The 16,405-nt window shown below is 53.3% G+C and carries 16 protein-coding genes and 1 pseudogene; 12 read left to right on the top strand and 5 right to left on the bottom strand.

Annotated elements, in window-relative coordinates; all coding sequences use genetic code 11:
• Positions 1–3: 3 nt before the first annotated feature.
• Complete coding sequence (locus HWN36_RS01615) at positions 4–726, top strand: metallophosphoesterase (RefSeq protein ID WP_176787639.1); 723 nt, start codon at positions 4–6, stop codon at positions 724–726.
• On the opposite strand, the gene HWN36_RS01610 is transcribed toward HWN36_RS01615, so the two are convergent.
• Genes HWN36_RS01610 through larB form a run of 3 tightly spaced genes read right to left on the bottom strand, consistent with a single transcriptional unit; the run spans position 689 to position 3,326 of the window.
• Entirely contained in the window at positions 689–2,005 is a 1,317-nt protein-coding gene (locus HWN36_RS01610) for a hypothetical protein (RefSeq protein WP_218133177.1), read from the bottom strand. The two genes, HWN36_RS01615 and HWN36_RS01610, sit on opposite strands and share 38 nt — an antisense overlap.
• A gap of 41 nt (positions 2,006–2,046) precedes the next feature.
• Positions 2,047–2,553, bottom strand: a complete 507-nt coding sequence (locus tag HWN36_RS01605) for a nicotinamide-nucleotide adenylyltransferase (RefSeq protein WP_176787635.1) — start codon at positions 2,551–2,553, stop codon at positions 2,047–2,049.
• Positions 2,550–3,326, bottom strand: coding sequence for a nickel pincer cofactor biosynthesis protein LarB (larB, locus tag HWN36_RS01600; protein ID WP_176787633.1), 777 nt, complete (start codon positions 3,324–3,326; stop codon positions 2,550–2,552). Before larB ends, HWN36_RS01605 begins: the two co-directional genes overlap by 4 nt.
• Before the next feature lie 48 nt (positions 3,327–3,374).
• Here larB and HWN36_RS01595 point away from each other — a divergent pair, with 48 nt between their 5' ends.
• From HWN36_RS01595 to HWN36_RS12345, 11 genes are all read left to right on the top strand, one after another.
• Positions 3,375–3,683 carry an ABC transporter permease gene (locus HWN36_RS01595; RefSeq protein WP_176787628.1) on the top strand — a complete coding sequence of 103 codons (309 nt, stop codon included), beginning with the start codon at positions 3,375–3,377 and terminating at the stop codon, positions 3,681–3,683.
• Between the two features lie 43 nt (positions 3,684–3,726).
• Complete coding sequence (gene hisS, locus HWN36_RS01590) at positions 3,727–4,959, top strand: histidine--tRNA ligase (protein ID WP_176787626.1); 1,233 nt, start codon at positions 3,727–3,729, stop codon at positions 4,957–4,959.
• Entirely contained in the window at positions 4,946–6,745 is a 1,800-nt protein-coding gene (locus tag HWN36_RS01585; protein WP_176787624.1) for a DNA topoisomerase VI subunit B, read from the top strand. The genes hisS and HWN36_RS01585 overlap by 14 nt, the downstream gene beginning before the upstream one ends.
• On the top strand, positions 6,742–7,833 hold the full coding sequence (locus tag HWN36_RS01580) for a DNA topoisomerase IV subunit A (protein WP_176787622.1): 1,092 nt from the start codon (positions 6,742–6,744) through the stop codon (positions 7,831–7,833). Before HWN36_RS01585 ends, HWN36_RS01580 begins: the two co-directional genes overlap by 4 nt.
• Positions 7,834–7,842: 9 nt before the next feature.
• Entirely contained in the window at positions 7,843–8,964 is a 1,122-nt protein-coding gene (locus HWN36_RS01575; RefSeq protein ID WP_176787620.1) for a glycosyltransferase, read from the top strand.
• Between the two features lie 71 nt (positions 8,965–9,035).
• Entirely contained in the window at positions 9,036–9,752 is a 717-nt protein-coding gene (locus tag HWN36_RS01570) for a hypothetical protein (RefSeq protein WP_176787618.1), read from the top strand.
• A gap of 79 nt (positions 9,753–9,831) precedes the next feature.
• Positions 9,832–10,842: a GNAT family N-acetyltransferase gene (locus tag HWN36_RS01565; protein WP_176787616.1), complete on the top strand. Its 1,011-nt coding sequence runs from the start codon at positions 9,832–9,834 to the stop codon at positions 10,840–10,842.
• A 13-nt stretch (positions 10,843–10,855) separates the two neighbouring features.
• Positions 10,856–12,010 (top strand): glycosyltransferase family 4 protein, encoded by a 1,155-nt coding sequence (locus HWN36_RS01560; protein WP_176787614.1) that lies wholly within the window; start codon positions 10,856–10,858, stop codon positions 12,008–12,010.
• Positions 12,007–13,155, top strand: a complete 1,149-nt coding sequence (locus HWN36_RS01555) for a glycoside hydrolase family 88 protein (RefSeq protein ID WP_218133176.1) — start codon at positions 12,007–12,009, stop codon at positions 13,153–13,155. Before HWN36_RS01560 ends, HWN36_RS01555 begins: the two co-directional genes overlap by 4 nt.
• Positions 13,148–14,287, top strand: coding sequence for a radical SAM protein (locus tag HWN36_RS01550; protein WP_176787610.1), 1,140 nt, complete (start codon positions 13,148–13,150; stop codon positions 14,285–14,287). Before HWN36_RS01555 ends, HWN36_RS01550 begins: the two co-directional genes overlap by 8 nt.
• 18 nt (positions 14,288–14,305) lie before the next feature.
• Positions 14,306–14,821, top strand: coding sequence for an acyltransferase (locus HWN36_RS12345; RefSeq protein ID WP_176787608.1), 516 nt, complete (start codon positions 14,306–14,308; stop codon positions 14,819–14,821).
• A gap of 157 nt (positions 14,822–14,978) precedes the next feature.
• On the opposite strand, the pseudogene HWN36_RS01540 reads toward HWN36_RS12345, so the two are convergent.
• Together HWN36_RS01540 and HWN36_RS01535 are read right to left on the bottom strand one after the other, a co-directional pair.
• Positions 14,979–15,392 (bottom strand): annotated as a pseudogene (locus HWN36_RS01540) (IS1634 family transposase); the annotation flags it as partial.
• Positions 15,393–15,455: 63 nt separating this feature from the next.
• Complete coding sequence (locus HWN36_RS01535) at positions 15,456–16,340, bottom strand: ISH3 family transposase (protein WP_246269816.1); 885 nt, start codon at positions 16,338–16,340, stop codon at positions 15,456–15,458.
• Positions 16,341–16,405: the final 65 nt, after the last annotated feature.

Here is a 16,405-nt window from a genome sequence, read left to right as displayed (position 1 = left end):
GGTGTGGTCGTCGTCGTCTTCTCAGATGTCCATGCCGATGCCCGGGCGCTTGAGCAGGTGGCATCCTTCCTGGAGGGCCGGCGATTCGCCGGACTGTTCGGGGATATCGAGTGCATCGTCAGCCTCGGCGATCTGCTCGGGCGCGGCTGCGCGCCGGCCGAGACCCTTGCAGCAATGGAACGGCTCAAAACGGAGTACCGGGTCATTTCGCTCCTGGGCAACCACGACCATGCCTTTGTGCACGGGATCCCGGTGAGCGGGAGCGACGCCGCAAGCATCCGCGCGCACGCATCCCTCACGGGGTCGCCCCTTCTCGGCGAGATTGCGGACCTGCCGGTGGAGGCGGTGATCGACCGCACGCTTTTCGTGCACGGCGGACCGCTCAGATTGGGCGACGCCCTCACCGATCAGCCGTTCTGGCAGCGCCTCGCAGAGCGGCCCGGACCGTCGCTCTCGGGTTACCATTACACGCCGGAGATGGCCTTTGCAGAACTCGAACGCCGGGGGCTCAGGCACCTCTGCTGCGGCCACCAGCACACGCCCATCTGCTGCCTGCTGGAGGGGGGACGGATCGTGAACCGGCAGATCAGGTACGAAGGCGGTGTGCCGGCCTCCGACACCGTCGCCCTCGACCGTCCGGCCATTCTCCGGGTCGGGGCGTGCATGGGGCCGCACCCCGAGTTCGCCGTCACCGATTTCGAGCGGTTTTCGTTTCTGCGGCTATGACAAAGCCTTCCCCCTCAAGGGAGAGGGGACGGCCCGCGACGGTTTCAAGGGCATCGTGCAGGGTGCGGGCGCGGGCCGGGAGGCTCTCCTCCAGGCGGAGGATCTCCTCCTCTTTTGCCCCAAGGTCTGTGCTGTCGGCCTCTATGCCCGCGGAAAGCGCCGCGATCTCCTTTTCAAGGTCTGCAATCTCACCCGGAAGGCTGCAGGACCGCACCTCCTCCTGCGCGGCCGAGAGCCGCTCTTTCATCAGGGCGCACCGGCTGAATGCGTCGAGAAAGGCCTGGCCGATCCGGTCGTCCTCGCCGAAGAGGGCGAGATCTTCCTTCCCCTTCAGGGCGAGGTCGCCGCGGGCGATCTGCGCCCTCACCATCGCCGCCGCGGGGGGGAGGGCGGCCAGCACGGCGTCAGGGCCGGCGGCAGCCGGGTCGTCGAGGAGGGCGGTGCATCCGGCAAGCGCCTTTGCATCGGCTTTCGCGCCGGCACGCTCTGCGATCCGCTCGGCCTTGCGCAGCACGCGGGCCGCCTGGGCGCCGAGGTTCCTGAGGTCCTGGTCTGCCCTCGCAGCACCGGCAGAGAGCGTTTCCACCCCCTCCCTGAGGTCGAGGCAGCGGAGGTATTCGGCATCGTCCCTGAGGATCCTGACCAGCTCCTCTTTTTCGGCGATCGTGGATCTGGCCCGGGAGATGCGGCTTTTCAGAGCGGGGATCGCCGCTCTGGCCGACCGGAGATCGTTCCCTCCCTCCTCGAGATCAGCCAGCGCCGCGCGTGCGCCGTCGAGGCGGCCCTGCGCCTCCCGCGCCTCCTTCACGATACCGGTGAGGTCGTTGAGCGACCGGCCGATCCCGGCGGTGAGGTGTTTGGCCTCCTTCATCTCCTCGGGAAAGACCCCGGAGAGGTAGCGTCCCTGCCCCTTCTGGACCTTTAACAGGGCGGCGAGGAGATCGGCCGCCGCAGCATAGAAGGCGTCGGGGTCGTCGGGCAGGTGCCGGGCGATCTGCTGGCGCATCGCCGGGATGAAGACGGGCAGAGAGCGATCGGTGACGCTCCGCAGCTTCGGGTGGATATCTTCCCGCCCCTCTGCCGCCTCGAGGTCGCGGAGCACCTCTTCGAGGCCCTGGAGGCAGTCCGCGACGGCGGCGCGGGTCTCCGCCGTCTTTGTCCGCAGCCCCTCCTCCACCTCTCGCTCGCGTCCGTCCAGCCAGCCTTCCGCCTCCCTGACGGTGAGGGTAAAGGGCTTCTCCTCCTTCTCGAAAAGGCCCCTGAGAAACCTGAACATCATCGATCTATCGGCGCGTTAATATAAAGGGTTTCAGGCCAGCCTCAGTCTGAGGAAGAGATCTGTTTCAGCCGCTCGACACCGTTTATCTCGTCGATCACCGCGGCGACCGGAGCGGGCACCAGGCTCCGCCACTCTTCCCCGGCGACCATGCGCCTGCGCACCTCGGTCCCGGAGAGCGTGTCCCGGCGGTACATCGGCAGGGTCTTCACCTGCATGCCGGCCTCGTCGAAGAGCCTGATCACGAGAGGGTTGTTCGAGTAGACGATATCGAAGTACGGCGTCATGGAAAAGACGTGCGAGGCCCAGAGGGCGTTTCTGCGGAGGTCTTCGATCGGGACGGCATAATAGGGGACGCCGATCTCCTCGAGGGCCGCCGCGATCATCATCAGCCGCTCGCCCGCGGTGAACGGGTTCTCCACCTCGTGGGAGAGTTGCGCACTCCCCACCCCGATGACGATCTCGTCCACCAGGGGAGCGATGCGCTCCAGCACCGAGTGGTGGCCGTTGTGGTAGGGCTGGAACCGCCCGATGTAAAACGCCCGCGTCATCGTCGCCCCGCAAGGGCTGCGATCTGCGCCGCATGCGCCCCGGCCACGAAACCGGCGTCGATGTTCACGACCGTCAGCACGGCGCAGGACTGGAGCATGCTCGCAAGCGCCGCCTGCCCCTGGCCCATATACCCGTAGCCGGTCGAGACCGGGACGCCGATCACCGGGCGGTCCACGAGCCCGGCGACGACGGCCGGAAGCGTGCCCTCGCGCCCGGCGGCGACGATGAGGACATGCGCCTTCGAGAGGCCCTTGAGCGCCGGGAAGAGACGGTGGACGCCGGCCGCCCCGACGTCGTAGGCGGTCCGCACCTCGCAGCCCATCTCCTCGGCGACGACCCGCGCCTCCTCGGCGACCCTGATATCGGCGGTCCCGGCGGTGAGGATCCCGACGATCCCGCCGCTCTTCGCCACCTCCCGTCCGTTCGAGAGGACGAGGGTGCGCGCCCGCTCCTCGTAGCGGCAGGAGAGCCCGGCGGCGCGAGCGGCCCGCGCCACCTCTTCGGCCTGCGCCGGCGTCACCCTGGTCGCAAGGCAGCGGCCGGCCGCCGCGCAGTGATGCTCCATGATCGAGACGAGATCGGCCGTCTCCTTCCCCTCGGCGAGCACCACCTCAGGTATGCCGCAGCGCATCTCCCTGCCGAGATCGATCCGTGCAAGCTCCCCCACCTGCTCGATCCGCAGACCCGAGATCAGGTCGAGTGCGTCGTCAGTGGAGAGCCTGCCGGCGGCATGGGCGGCGAGCACCTCCTTCAGGCTTTTCTCCGCGGTCATGGTCAGATACTACAGTATTATGTGGGCGGATAATAAAACTCCACCCGGATGACGTATCTTCTCTACGTGGCCGGGCTCGGGACGGCGGCGACCTTTTTCCTCTGGCTGCGGGATGCACGGATCTTTTACCGCACCGCCCTCCCGGGCTACCGGCAGGCGGCGTACCGCGGGGTGCTCTATACGGCGCTCGCCCTCGCGGGTTTTCTGATGGCGTACAGTTCGCCGGACCTCGAGTTCCTCGCCCTCGGGGCGGTGCTGCTCGCCCTGTACCTGCAGGGGCGGGTGGAGAAGGAGGGGGTCTGGCAGGGGAACGAGAGCGCGCTGACCCGTTTTCTCGGGAAGGCCCGGCGCAGGTAAGATAAGACAGCGCCCCCAACCTGTACATCAAGGAGTCGAGTGAATGCTTCAGAAACCACGAGGGACCAGGGATTTTCTGCCTGACGAGATGGCGCAGCGGCGGGCCGCGGAGGCGAAGATGCGCGATGCGGCCGGACGATGGGGCTACGGCGAGGTCTGCACCCCGACCTTCGAGCACATCGAGCTCTTCACCATGCGCTCGGGCGAGAACATCAGGCAGGAGATGTACACCTTCGAGGACAAGGGCGGGCGCCAGATGACCCTGCGGCCCGAGGTGACCGCCTCGGTCGCACGGATGTTCGTCAACGAGGGGCGGTCGATCCCCAAACCCGTCCGCTGGTACTATGTGGCCGACTGCTTCCGGTACGAGCGGCCGCAGAAGGGGCGGTATCGCCAGTTCTGGCAGTTCGGCGTGGAGCTGATCGGGGCGGACTCGGCGGCGGCCGACGCCGAGGTGATCATGGTCGCAGACGACCTCCTCCGCTCGGTCGGCCTCGACTACGACCTGAAGGTGGGCTTCCTCGCCCCGATGAAGCACCTCCTCGCCGGGGTTGACCCCGCCCTCCAGCGTCAGGTGATGGGATACCTGGACAAAAGAGATCTGGAAGGGCTCGCGGCCTGCCTCCAGTCCTGCGGTCAGGCAGACCTCGAGTCGTCCCTCTCGGGTCTTGTCTCGTGCGCCGACCCCGAGGAGGCCTTCGAGATCTGCGGCGAGATCCCTGAGGCAGACCGGATCCGCGGGATCTTCTCGGTCCTGGAGGGCGAGGAGATCGAGTACGCCGTGAACTTCGGGATCGCCCGGGGGCTCGACTATTACACCGGCATGGTCTTCGAGGGCTTCGCCCACAATCTCGGCGCCGAGAACCAGGTGGTCGGCGGCGGGAACTACCGCCTCGCCCACCTCTTCGGCGGGGAGGACACGGCGAGCTGCGGGTTTGCGATCGGCTTTGACCGGGTGATGGTCTCCCTGGGCGAGATCGAAGCGCCGCGGCCGCCCGTGGTCGCCGTCCTCGCCCCTGCAGAGATGCAGGTGCACGCCTTCGCGGTGGCGCGGGAAATTCGGGCCGCCGGGGTACGCGCCGAGGTGAACCTCCTCGAGCGCGGCATCGGGGCGCAGCTCTCCCACGCAGCAAAGGGGGCGGACTATGCCTGCATCGTCGGGAAGCGGGAGGCCGAGGCCGGGACGGTCACCCTCAAGGACCTGCACGCAGGGGAGCAGCGCGAGATGACGGTCGCCAGTGCCATCGCTGAGGTGACGGGCAGTGGCGCTCGCTGAAGACCTGGCCAAACAGCAGAAAAGCATCAGCGTCGCCGAGTTCTTCGAGAAGAACAAACACCTCCTCGGCTTCGACTCGCCGGTGAGGGGGATCATCACCACGATCAAGGAGGCGGTGGACAACGCCCTGGACGCCTGCGAGGAGGCCGAAGTGCTCCCCGACATCTTCGTCTCGGTGCGGAAGGTCTCGGCGGATGCCTACCGCGTGGCCGTGGAGGACAACGGCCCCGGGATCGTCCCGGAGAACGTGCCGTATGTCTTTGGAAAACTCCTGTACGGCTCCCGCTTCCACCAGATCAGGCAGTCGCGCGGGCAGCAGGGGATCGGGATCTCGGCGGCGGTGCTGTATGCGCAGCTCACCACCGGGACGCCCGCGATGGTCGTCTCCCGCACCTCGGCAAAGGTCCCGGCCCACCGTTTTTCCCTGATGATCCAGACCGAGACGAACGAGCCGCAGGTGCTGGAGCACGAAGAGGTCGCCTGGGACCGGACGCACGGCACCAGGATCGAGCTCGAGTTCACCAGTTCCCTCGCGGCGAGAAAGCGCCTGATCGACTACCTGAAGTACACGGCGGTCGTGAACCCGCACGCCCGGATCCGAGTGGAGATCGACGGCGAGGCGACGACCTTCGAGCGGGTCTCCGACGAGGTGATCAGGTCGCCGCAGGCGATCAAGCCCCACCCGCACGGGATCGAGCTCGGCACGCTGAAGCGGATGGCGGCGGCGATGCCCGAGGCGACGCTCGAAGATTTCCTGGTCGAGAGTTTCTCGCGCGTCGGGAAGAAGACCGCCGGGGAGATCGCCGGGGCGGCCGGCCTGCCCGCAAAGGCGCGGATGCAAAACCTCGGCGCCGATGCGCAGAAGGCGCTTCTTATGGCGATGCAGTCGGTGCACGTCCCGGCGCCGCCGATGAGCCAGTGCCTCTCCCCGATCGGGGAGGAGCTGATCACGCAGGGGCTCGAGAAAGAGTTCCAGCTCGACTTCGTCAAGGCGCGCACCCGCCCGCCCTCGGTCTTCTCAGGCCACCCCTTCGTGGTGGAGGCGGCGATCGGCTACGGCGGCAAGCTCACGGCCGACGGGACGGCGCAGGTGATGCGGTTTGCAAACCGGGTGCCCCTGATCTACCAGCAGGGCGCCTGCGCGATAACAAACGCCGTCTCGAACGTGAACTGGAAGAGTTACGGGCTCTCCCAGGCCGGCCTCCCGAACGGCCCGGTGCTCGTCCTTGTCCACGTGGCCTCGACGAACGTGCCCTTCACCTCAGAGAGCAAGGACGCCGTCGCCTCGATCCCCGAGGTCGAGAAGGAGATCACCCTCGCCCTCCAGGACCTGGGGCGGGAGCTGAAGGCCTACCTCTCCCGCCGGGACCGGAACCGGCAGCAGGACGACCGGGCGCGGGCGGTCTGCGCCGTGATGCCGGCGATCGCCGAGAAGGTGGCCGAGATCGTGGAGCGCCCGGTGCCCGACATCTCGGCGATCGAGGGGCGGATCATGCGGCGGCTGGTGGCGCGCAAGAGCGTGCGTGAGGGTGTGGTGCAGATCGACGTCCATAACCACACCCACGAGAACCTCGCCCTCGTGATCTACGATATCTCGTCGGACGCCGGCGAGGGAGCCGAACCGAAGCCCGACTTCGCAAGCGACCTCGACGGCGAGTTCACGCGCCTCTGGAACTGCGCCCTGGGGCCCGGCGAGGGCTGGCACGCGGTATATCCCGGAAAGGGCGGCGGGATGCTGGATGTGCGCGGCGTCGAAGAGGCAAAGAAAGTGGTGGTGCACCTATGACGACGAAGGAGGAGATGGAGGCGCTGGGGCGGGCGCGGCTGATGGAGATCGCCGAGCGCTGGTACGACCAGCTCGTCGATGGGCAGATCCCCTCGATCAGCCTTCCCACGCGGACGAAACACAATATCGAGTACGACGATTCGTCCGAGGTCTGGAAGTACGGCGACCGCGAGAGCGTGCGCTCGGCCCAGACGGCGAAGGGCGCCTCGCACCTCCTGAAGATGGCCTACGTGATCGGCTTTTTAAAGCAGCAGATCGCCGAGAACCGGTCCTCCACCTTAAGAGAGATGTATTATATCTCCGAGGGCTGGAAGGGGGCGAAGTTCGGCGCCCAGGACGAGAGCAACAGGGTCGTCGAGGACCTGGAGATTCTCACCGATATCCAGCGGGAGATCTACCACCTCCGGCCCGAGGAGGACGGGGCCTCGATATTCGGGCCGATCAGGATCCGGGAGAAGACGCGGCGGGGCGTGCAGGAGATCCACTGCCAGGAGAACGTCGGCGAGACCGGCTACCAGATCCCCAACAACGTCGACGCCCTCGAATTCCTGGACCACGACGCAAAATTCGTGATCGCCCTGGAGACCGGCGGTATGTACGCCCGCCTCATCGAGAACGGCTTCGACGAGGAGTACGGGGCGGCGCTCGTCCACCTGAAGGGCCAGCCGGCGCGCTCGACCCGGCGGCTCCTGAAGCGTATCCACGAGGAGTTCGACCTGCCGGTCGTCGTCTTCACCGACGGCGACCCCTGGTCGTACCGGATCTATGCTTCGGTGGCCTACGGCTCGATCAAGGCGGCGCATATGTCGGAGTTGCTGGCGACGCCGCAGGCGCAGTTCATCGGGGTGCAGCCCTCTGATATTCGGGATTATGATCTGCCGGCCGATCATCTTTCCGAGCAGGACGTGGCGGCCTTGAAGGCGGAGCTGACCGACCCGCGGTTTGCGACGGACTACTGGCGGGAGCAGATCGGGTTGCAGCTGGCGATGGGGCTGAAGTCTGAGCAGCAGGCGTTCGCGGCGCGGGGGCTGGATTTTGTGACGAGGGAGTATTTGCCGGCGAGGTTGAGTGAGATGGGGGTGCTGTGAGGTGGTAGCGTGAAGATCTGCATGCTGACCACGGTTCACCCTCCTTTTGATACCCGGATATATCATAAAGAAGCAGTAAGTCTTGCCAAGAAGTATGATGTAGTGGTGATTGCTCCGTCTGATGAGGAAATCAATAGAGTCGTCGGGGATGTAGAGGTAAAAACAATTAAAAAGGCGAAAAATAAGATTTTTCATTTTCTTACGCTCTGGAGAATTTTTTTATCGGGCTTAAAAGAAGATTGTGATATCTATCATTGCCATGAATTGGGCTCTCTATTTCTCGGTGTGATATTCAAACTGGTAAATGGAACAAAATTGGTCTACGATGCACATGAGCACTGGCCCAGTCAATTTTTGGAGGATATTGGAATAAACGATACGAACATCCTATATGGTCTGCTTGAAAAGATTATATTAAAATACGAACTTTTTTTATCGGGATTTTCTGACAGCATCCTTGCGGTAAGTGAGAGTGTCGCCGAAAGGTTCAACAATTCCGGAAAACCCCTCAGAGTCATCTTAAACGTCCCTGTCCTTCAGTATTCCCTTTGTGTTGATACATGCACTAAAAATTCCCGGGAACTGATATATATGGGAGGGAAATTGCAGACCTCTCATGGTTTACAGGAGTGCTATGACGCTGTCACCCGTTTGAGGGCCGATTATCCTGATATCATCTTGACGATCGTCGGGAAATTGGATGATCGTCTTAATCTGGTCTTGAAAGAGGATAGTGACCATTTTAACATTACCGGGATATTGCCCTATGATAAAATGTACAAGAGAATCAGTGAAGGCGGGATAGGTCTGGTTTTTTTCCAAAAGGTCAGTTATAATATGTATATCGGCCTGCCCAACAAGTTGTTTGACTATATGTCCTGCGGTCTGCCGGTTGTGGCGAGCGATTTTCCTGAAATCCGAAGGGTACTGGAGGACTGTAAGTGTGGTATCTTGGTCGGTGGTAATGGCAGATACGACATTTATGGGGCCATACACTATCTGATAAAAAATCCTGACAAGGCCAGGGAGATGGGTGAGAATGGTAAAAAAGCGGTTGAAGAACGATACAATTGGGATAGAATGGAGGTAAAGTTATTTGAGATATATTCCGATCCCACTCTGATCATATAGGGGCATCAATTGATTGAATGGAAAAGTGTAAAATACCGTTCTAGGGAATATAATATTGTACACGATTTATTATGGCTGTAATTCTGCGAATTGATGTTGATGGCTCTTATGGCAACAGAATTCTCCACTATGCCAGAGTAAACCAGGAGTGCTTTTTTGGATTTGATTGTCTGGGGTATCTGGATCTGTTTAAAAAACTCATCGCAGATCTGGATGATAGAGGAATAAAAGGCTCACTCTTTTTCTTACCGGGTACAGTGCCGAATTCAGATTTTGCAGAAGGATTATTAAATGGTGGTCATAGTGTTGGACTGCATGCCGTACATACACAAAATTTCTCCCATTTTATGAGGGATCTTGATGCCGTCTCAAAAAAATTTGGAGGTACAATCTCTGGTGTCACAAAGCATGGATCTGGGGGGATGAAACTTTCCCGGAGGCACGATCCAATTTATGATTCTGATACAATGTTAAAATATACCGCTGCTGCCTCCTTAAAATATTTTTTAGGAAATGGAGAAAAACCGACTGAAAAGATGGAACTAAAGGATGGCATTCTTTATGCGCCTTCAGCGTTCTGGATAAATCGGAATTACCGGGAAGATAGATATTCTGTAGATTGGCTCCTCGATCAAAGTGAGTCCCAAAATATTGTTGTTCTTGTTCATCCCGAGGATATACTTCGCGGGACGCCTTTAGTGGCCAAAGAGTACGAGCAGATAGTGAGTAAGGCGACCATTGCGCCTGTAAATGATGTTATTCATGATGTTTTGAAGGGAAAAAAATAATGGAAGGCAGGATTAAACATTTATGCAGATCTCTGCTTTTGGATATGATCAGCCCTCCTGAGTATATGGTGGTGAATAAATGACGTCCACGTTCCGTCTAGAATTACTCAAGCCGTCTCAATATCACATCTGGGATGACCTTGTTGATAATTCTCCTCAAGGTACATTGTTCCATAAAAGTTGGTGGCTAAAAACCGTTGCCGAAAAGCGGGGCACAGATCTCTGTCTTCTCGGTGTCTTTAGAGGGGATGATCTCGTTGGAGGATGTAGTATTTCTGAAGAAAAGAGGTTTTTTTTCAAGCTTGCTTTTTCTCCTCCAATAAAATCTGCCACAGCATATGGGGGTATTATCATTGTGGGATCTGATGCTAAGAACATAAAGAAAAATGAATTCATGAATAATTCTGTCATTGAATCTGTTTCAGATTATTGCCTTGAGCATTATGATTATTCGCAGATTCTTAATTCTCCTGCCCTTACCGACATTCGCCCTTTTCTGTGGAAAGGATGGGATGAATCCGTTTATTACACATATATACTATTTTTGAATAATTTCCCCAGTTTGAAGGATCTATCCCTGCATTATGACGGATCAGTTCGTTGGTCAATTAATAAGGCAGAGAAAAATACAGTGGAGATTCTTACCGTTAATGATGATATCGATCTCATTTATGATCTTCTGATGGAGTCGTACGCTTGGCATAAGGAAGATGCTCCTCTCTCAAAAAACCTTTTCACAGCTTTGATGAAGGAACTGAATAATAGAGGGGCATGCAAGACGTATGTTGCCTATCATGATGATTGCCCAATCTCATTTGGAACATTTTTGTTCTATAAAAATAGTGCCTCCTACTGGTTAGGCGGTTCCCGAAGAGACACCCTTAACCTGGAGGGTTCTAGCGCTGTGTTGGGGCATGCTTTGAAAGAGGCTCTTTCCGATAAAATATCTTATATTGACTTTATTGGGGCAAATACCCATCCAATCGCAAAATTTAAATCAGCATTTAATCCTCAAATTATTCCTTATTATAATGCCGAATGGGCGAAGCTGCGTACTAAGTTTGCAAAGTCCCTTTATTCCGTGTTTTAATTGGGTGGTTATTATGTCAAAAGTGTGCATGATTTCAACGGGGCATAGTCCTTTTGATGACCGTATATTCCATAAAGAGGCAAAATCTCTAGAAAAAGCAGGTTATGTTGTCGCCGTAATATGCCAGAGTGATAATGATTTCAGTACGATCCTTGGCAATATCAAAGTTGAAGGTATCAAGAGGAGAGGATCAGGGATCATCGGGGAGTTGTTCGTGATGGGTAAATTATTTTTGAGGTCGTTAAATCTGAATTATGACATATATCACTGCCATGAACCCCAATCATTAATTGTTGGATTATTTTTGAGGTTCCTCTGTCGTAAGAAGATAATTTATGATGTCCATGAGCATTGGCCGAGTCAGATATCATCTCGTTATGGTGGATTGAGAAAAAAAATCATCACGAATATTGTTGAAAAAATCGAACATAAATCGCGCGCATATGTGTCCTATTTCATCGTTGCTCCCCCCAATCTAAAAGACCGTTTTTCAAAGGACAATATAAAAAATAACGTGGATATTCTATACGTTTGTCCGGAGCTGGGCATTTTTAGTCACATTAATGATGCAATAGTTCGTGAATTTATTGACAGAAATACGATCGTGTATGAAGGGAATATTGATATAAAATATCGAGGTTTGGACGTTTTCGTAAAATCTTTGCCAATCCTAGCAAAACATTACCCTGATCTGCTATATTTAATCGTTGGGCGAATGTTGATCAGTTCGGCAGAGATGGAGTCTTTGAATCAATATTTAGCGGAGTATGAAGTTTGTGATCATTTTACTTACACGGATTGGGTCGAATATCCCGATGTCCCAAGTTATCTCTCTGCATCTAAATTGGGCGTAATCCTGCTCCAACCTGTTTCGTACAATAACATTATTGGAACCCCAAACAAACTTTTTGATTATATGGCTGCAGGTATTCCTGTCGTGGCCAGTGATTTTCCAAATATCCGAAGCATCGTTGAGGATGCCCAATGCGGGATTCTTGTGGATCCTACCGATCCTCAGAATATCGCAGATTCTATTGCATATCTCTTGAATAATCCTGAAATTGCAATATCAATGGGAAAAAATGGAAGAAAAGCAATAGAATCAAAATATAACTGGGAGAATATGGAACAAAGACTATATCGTATCTATCATGAGGTTAGTGAATGACATCTCTTTCTCAAGTTATTGACACGATGGAACAGATGCACCAATGGAGAAATAATTTTAATGGCGATCAGATTGGATACGGATATGATGAGTATTCGAAATATAAGGGTTTGATTTACCCAGAAGTCTACGCAAAATATGCGGTTGGCTATCTATTCCTATATAAACAAACTGAAAACGACGAATATTTGAGATTATGCAGGGATGCTCTCCAATGGTTAAAGAATAACACTTCTCCTCATTATAATGACTATTGCTGGGGTTTGCCTTTTTATTTTGATGGTGTTCCGGCAAATGGACCATATCTGTTAACAACATCTTTTTGTGGCCATGCGTTTCTGGACTACTATGAGTATTCAAAGGACAGTACTTATCTTAACACCGCCGAAAGTGCGATGGACTGGATCGTTGATAATCTGTTCATGAAAATAGGAGGGAATGATATATTGTGCTATTCTCCCTATGATGGTGATAGGTATTTCATTCCCAATGCTGTTTCTATAGGATTGGGTTTTCTATCGAGAGTTTCTGAATACACTCATAGCGACATTGATCCTGTTGTTAAAGCAGTGCTACAACCGCTGCTCAGTTCCCAGAATAGGAAATATCTCTGGAGATACAGCACACGGAGTCCAACTATAGATAATCTTCATAATGCATATGTGCTTGAAGGATTGTGGCGACATTGGTTATCTTATAGAGATCCTTCTATTTTAAAAACCATTACAACTGGGACAGATGCACATTGGAAAATATTTTTTGAAGAAAATGGATATGGTCGGGGTTTTTTATTGAGTAACCTTCGAGATTTCAAGGAAGTAGATCTTAAGATAATGATCCGTGATATGATAGTACAGACTGCAAATAGATTCGGATTTTTAATGAATAAAAACCCCGAAACTAGATTATGGGGTTATGCAGCATCGATTCGTACTTTCACTTATGCCAGTAATTGGGATAAAAAATATCTTTTATATGCCTTGAAAGCGCATAAACATGTTAAAACCACATTGTATAATGACTTAGGATATTTTTATTATCGAAGTACGGAAAAAGAATCTTATATCCGCCACCAGGCACATCTCTTTGAAGCGTTAAGTGTGCTCGGTGAGAGAATGACTTCTGGGAGTTTGAATTATGATTGAAAAATTAATGCATGGCCTAAATAATCCTTGTTTGGTCGAAGATTGGCTAAAAAGGAGATATTATCATGTTATCTATCGATTACCCCCTAATAAATTAAATTCTCCCCATTGCCAGCGGATTGCACTCTCATTAAACAGCATCTGCAATCTAAAGTGTCGAATGTGCGACATTGGTCAACGTCGTTCCGGGGAATTTTATAAGAATGTAACTAATGGCGGAGAATTGTCTATAGATACTTTAAGACTGTTTATTGAGGACGTTGTTAATAGCGTTGATAATCCTCCGGTAATTGCGATAAATGGAACAGAACCTCTATTATATCCTCATATTGCAGATCTGATCAAGTATATACGGTCTAAAAATATAATGTGTGAACTTACGACAAATGGTTATTTGCTGCAAAAGTTTGCGCAGGATCTTGTTAAGATTCAATTACCATTAATAAATATATCTATCCATGGTCCAGAGAGCATTCATAATGCCATAGTTGGTGTACCAAATAGTTTCGAAAAATCATACCGTGGTATAGAGCAGATTATCGAGATGAAATCAAAAACCAAAAGTAAATTCCCGAAAATATTTGTTGCATTTACCATATCCGACGCTAATTACCAATATTTATCCGAAACTGCGACTATATTTAAAGATCTAGGTGTCGATGGAATCAAATTTACTCACCTTAATTTTGTAGATAACGAAATGGCACAGTCACATAACGAAAAATATGGGTGGTTTTATGAGGTAAAAAAAAGTAGTGTAGGTTCGACCACTCCTTGTTCTGTGGATGTAGATGTTCTTTCAGATGAAATCAAGGCTGTTAATGCGACCTATCAGGGTAAGTTTGTTTATTTCTCTCCAAATATCGATCGAAGTGACCAGATATGGCAATATTATCATAAGTCATCACAATTTATAGGATCAAAAAAATGTGTTGTTCCTTGGACAAATATGCAGGTTTTATCAAACGGAGACGTGATACCGGCTTCAAGATGTTTCCATATAAAATATGGGAATATCTATACAAATACATTTAATGAGATCTGGTTCGGTCAAAATGCCATGGCATTTAGAGATTTTCTGAGAAAAGTCGGAGCAACCCCCGCATGTTCTCGGTGTTGCGGTATATTTTAGGGATTCGGTAGTAAGAATATGTTTATTGACGAACTCCAGACATATTTCTTTAAAATACTGTCAATGATCCCTGGAAAGGTGGGATATTCACTTAGATCCAGAATATATGGCACCATATTTATGTCTTCTGGGAAGAATTTCGTCATTTTGGAGGATGTTGTGTTATTACATCCCGAAAATATTTCTATTGGTTCATTTAGTGGAATTAATCGAAATTGCTATGTTGATGCATATGGTGGGATTAATATTGGGAATTACGTTCAGGTTGGGCCTAATACACATCTGATATCGGCAAATCATAATTATTTAAGGGTAGATATTCCAATATGCAAGCAAGGCCATACTCCTAAAAAAATTATAGTCGAAGATGATGTCTGGATTGGGGCGAATTGTGTTATTTTAGCCGGAGTAAAAATCAATAAAGGCGCAGTAGTGGCAGCAGGTGCTGTTGTAACAAAAGATGTGCCCCCATACTCGGTGGTAGGGGGTGTACCGGCAAAAGTTATTAAATACAGACAAAATCCCGATCTCTAATATGCCTCTCAATCCCAAACACCGCATGACCCAGGGCATATACTCTCTCCCTTGCTCCTCTTTTCCCGAACGCCCCCAGCAACACAGAAAGATCTTTATATTATATTCCCTAATATTGTATCCCACATTCCGCACCCCACATTCCGCACCACTTTTTTCATGAGTAGTAATTTTCATACTCCCTCCCAAGCAACCGGAGTATCTTCCACAATTCCGGCGTCATATTGGTAACAAGCACTTTTATGCCATCTACTGCCCTGAACCTCAGTTCCCTGACTCCCCGAAAGAGGAAGAAGGTCCATTTCAGGGTTGGGTTCTGGGTCTGCTTCTTCGTCTGTCCGGTCACCGTTTCGCTGGCGTTCTGCAGTTCCCTGCGCAGCCGAAACTCTGTCATCGCATAGATGAACAGGCAGAGCACCATGATCATCGCCAGTGCCTGGATCCTGGACGGCTTCTTCAGAAAGATCTCCGCCACCCTGAACGAGGGATCCTTGAGAAACCGGAACCCCCGCTCCACCGCGCCCTGCTCCTTGTAGTTCGTCAGGAGTTCATCGGGAGAGAGATCCCGGTCACAGTACTTCTCTAATTCCTTCCTCCCTCTCATTTCATTCAACGGCGTTTCTCGCTCCCTTTCCTAAACAGGATACCTTAACACAGGAATAGCTCTGGCACCCCTCATCGATGTGCGGATCGCCTCCCAGATTATGCACATGAAGGAGCTGAACCGGAAGCCGCGCACCTCAATGGTTTGTGGTCCCTGTTTCACGGGGGAAAAGTGCTTCCAGAGTATATCGATCCAGATATTCTTGAGGAGGAACGATATTATGGCGTAGAGATACCGGATGACCGGGTTTTTTGTGCTCGTACGGGGTTTCACCTGGTTGCGCATCCGATAGGACGATTCAATCGAGAACCTGGACCGATAGGTCTGATGGACCCGATGGGGATTCCACCGGAGGTTTCCCACGACGTAACCCAGATTCTCAACGCCGCGCTTACCCCGTTTTCCTTTTGCATACTTCACGGCAATCGCAATCGTCAGGACCAGCACTGGTTTTCCGTGCATCCGATATTCAGCATACCGGGAGTGTGTTCCCTGGAGGACTTGTTTCATCCTTTTCCCGTGTTTCCTGACAGGAACGATGAACGGCACCTGGACGTCCATCAGAAACCCGAGCACCTTCCGGGTGTAGAACTCCCGATCCAGGCAGAGAACTTCGATGCGAAGACCGAGTTCAGTGATCCGATCGAGACATTGCGCGATGTATCCGACCTTCGAGGTATTCTGGCGCACCGGGAACACGGCCAGCGTCATCTGCCGGTTCCTGGTGGTCACATACAGAGTGATGTAGGAATAAAACTCATTTGTTGACTTTTTCCGCTTACTTCGCACGATATAGGCCTCATTCTCCTCATCGGTTGACCCGTAGTACGGATCGTTGGTAAAGTCAATCGCAAACGGATAGGCGTACCCCGGTTTGAGGACGTGGTGCATATGGGTGGTGAGGATCGATGTCAACGGCGGTGCAAAAGTGTACAGATCGGACGGAATAAAAGTGTACACCTCGATCGCATAATAGTATC

It is taken from the genome of Methanofollis tationis (assembly GCF_013377755.1).
Classification (GTDB): domain Archaea; phylum Halobacteriota; class Methanomicrobia; order Methanomicrobiales; family Methanofollaceae; genus Methanofollis; species Methanofollis tationis.
The sequence above is the reverse complement of the archived record's forward strand: the minus strand, read 5'-3'. Positions and strand labels throughout refer to the sequence as shown.

Excerpts from the sequence above, each read along its gene's own strand:
- HWN36_RS01560 (WP_176787614.1), top strand. The coding sequence starts at position 10,856 with ATGTCAAAAGTGTGCATGATTTCAACGGGGCATAGTCCTTTTGATGAC.
- larB (WP_176787633.1), bottom strand. The coding sequence starts at position 3,326 with ATGACCGCGGAGAAAAGCCTGAAGGAGGTGCTCGCCGCCCATGCCGCC.
- HWN36_RS01570 (WP_176787618.1), top strand. The coding sequence starts at position 9,036 with ATGGCTGTAATTCTGCGAATTGATGTTGATGGCTCTTATGGCAACAGA.
- HWN36_RS01550 (WP_176787610.1), top strand. The coding sequence starts at position 13,148 with ATGATTGAAAAATTAATGCATGGCCTAAATAATCCTTGTTTGGTCGAA.
- HWN36_RS01605 (WP_176787635.1), bottom strand. The coding sequence starts at position 2,553 with ATGACGCGGGCGTTTTACATCGGGCGGTTCCAGCCCTACCACAACGGC.
- HWN36_RS01610 (WP_218133177.1), bottom strand. The coding sequence starts at position 2,005 with ATGATGTTCAGGTTTCTCAGGGGCCTTTTCGAGAAGGAGGAGAAGCCC.
- hisS (WP_176787626.1), top strand. The coding sequence starts at position 3,727 with ATGCTTCAGAAACCACGAGGGACCAGGGATTTTCTGCCTGACGAGATG.
- HWN36_RS01565 (WP_176787616.1), top strand. The coding sequence starts at position 9,832 with ATGACGTCCACGTTCCGTCTAGAATTACTCAAGCCGTCTCAATATCAC.
- HWN36_RS12345 (WP_176787608.1), top strand. The coding sequence starts at position 14,306 with ATGTTTATTGACGAACTCCAGACATATTTCTTTAAAATACTGTCAATG.
- HWN36_RS01595 (WP_176787628.1), top strand. The coding sequence starts at position 3,375 with ATGACGTATCTTCTCTACGTGGCCGGGCTCGGGACGGCGGCGACCTTT.
- HWN36_RS01580 (WP_176787622.1), top strand. The coding sequence starts at position 6,742 with ATGACGACGAAGGAGGAGATGGAGGCGCTGGGGCGGGCGCGGCTGATG.
- HWN36_RS01555 (WP_218133176.1), top strand. The coding sequence starts at position 12,007 with ATGACATCTCTTTCTCAAGTTATTGACACGATGGAACAGATGCACCAA.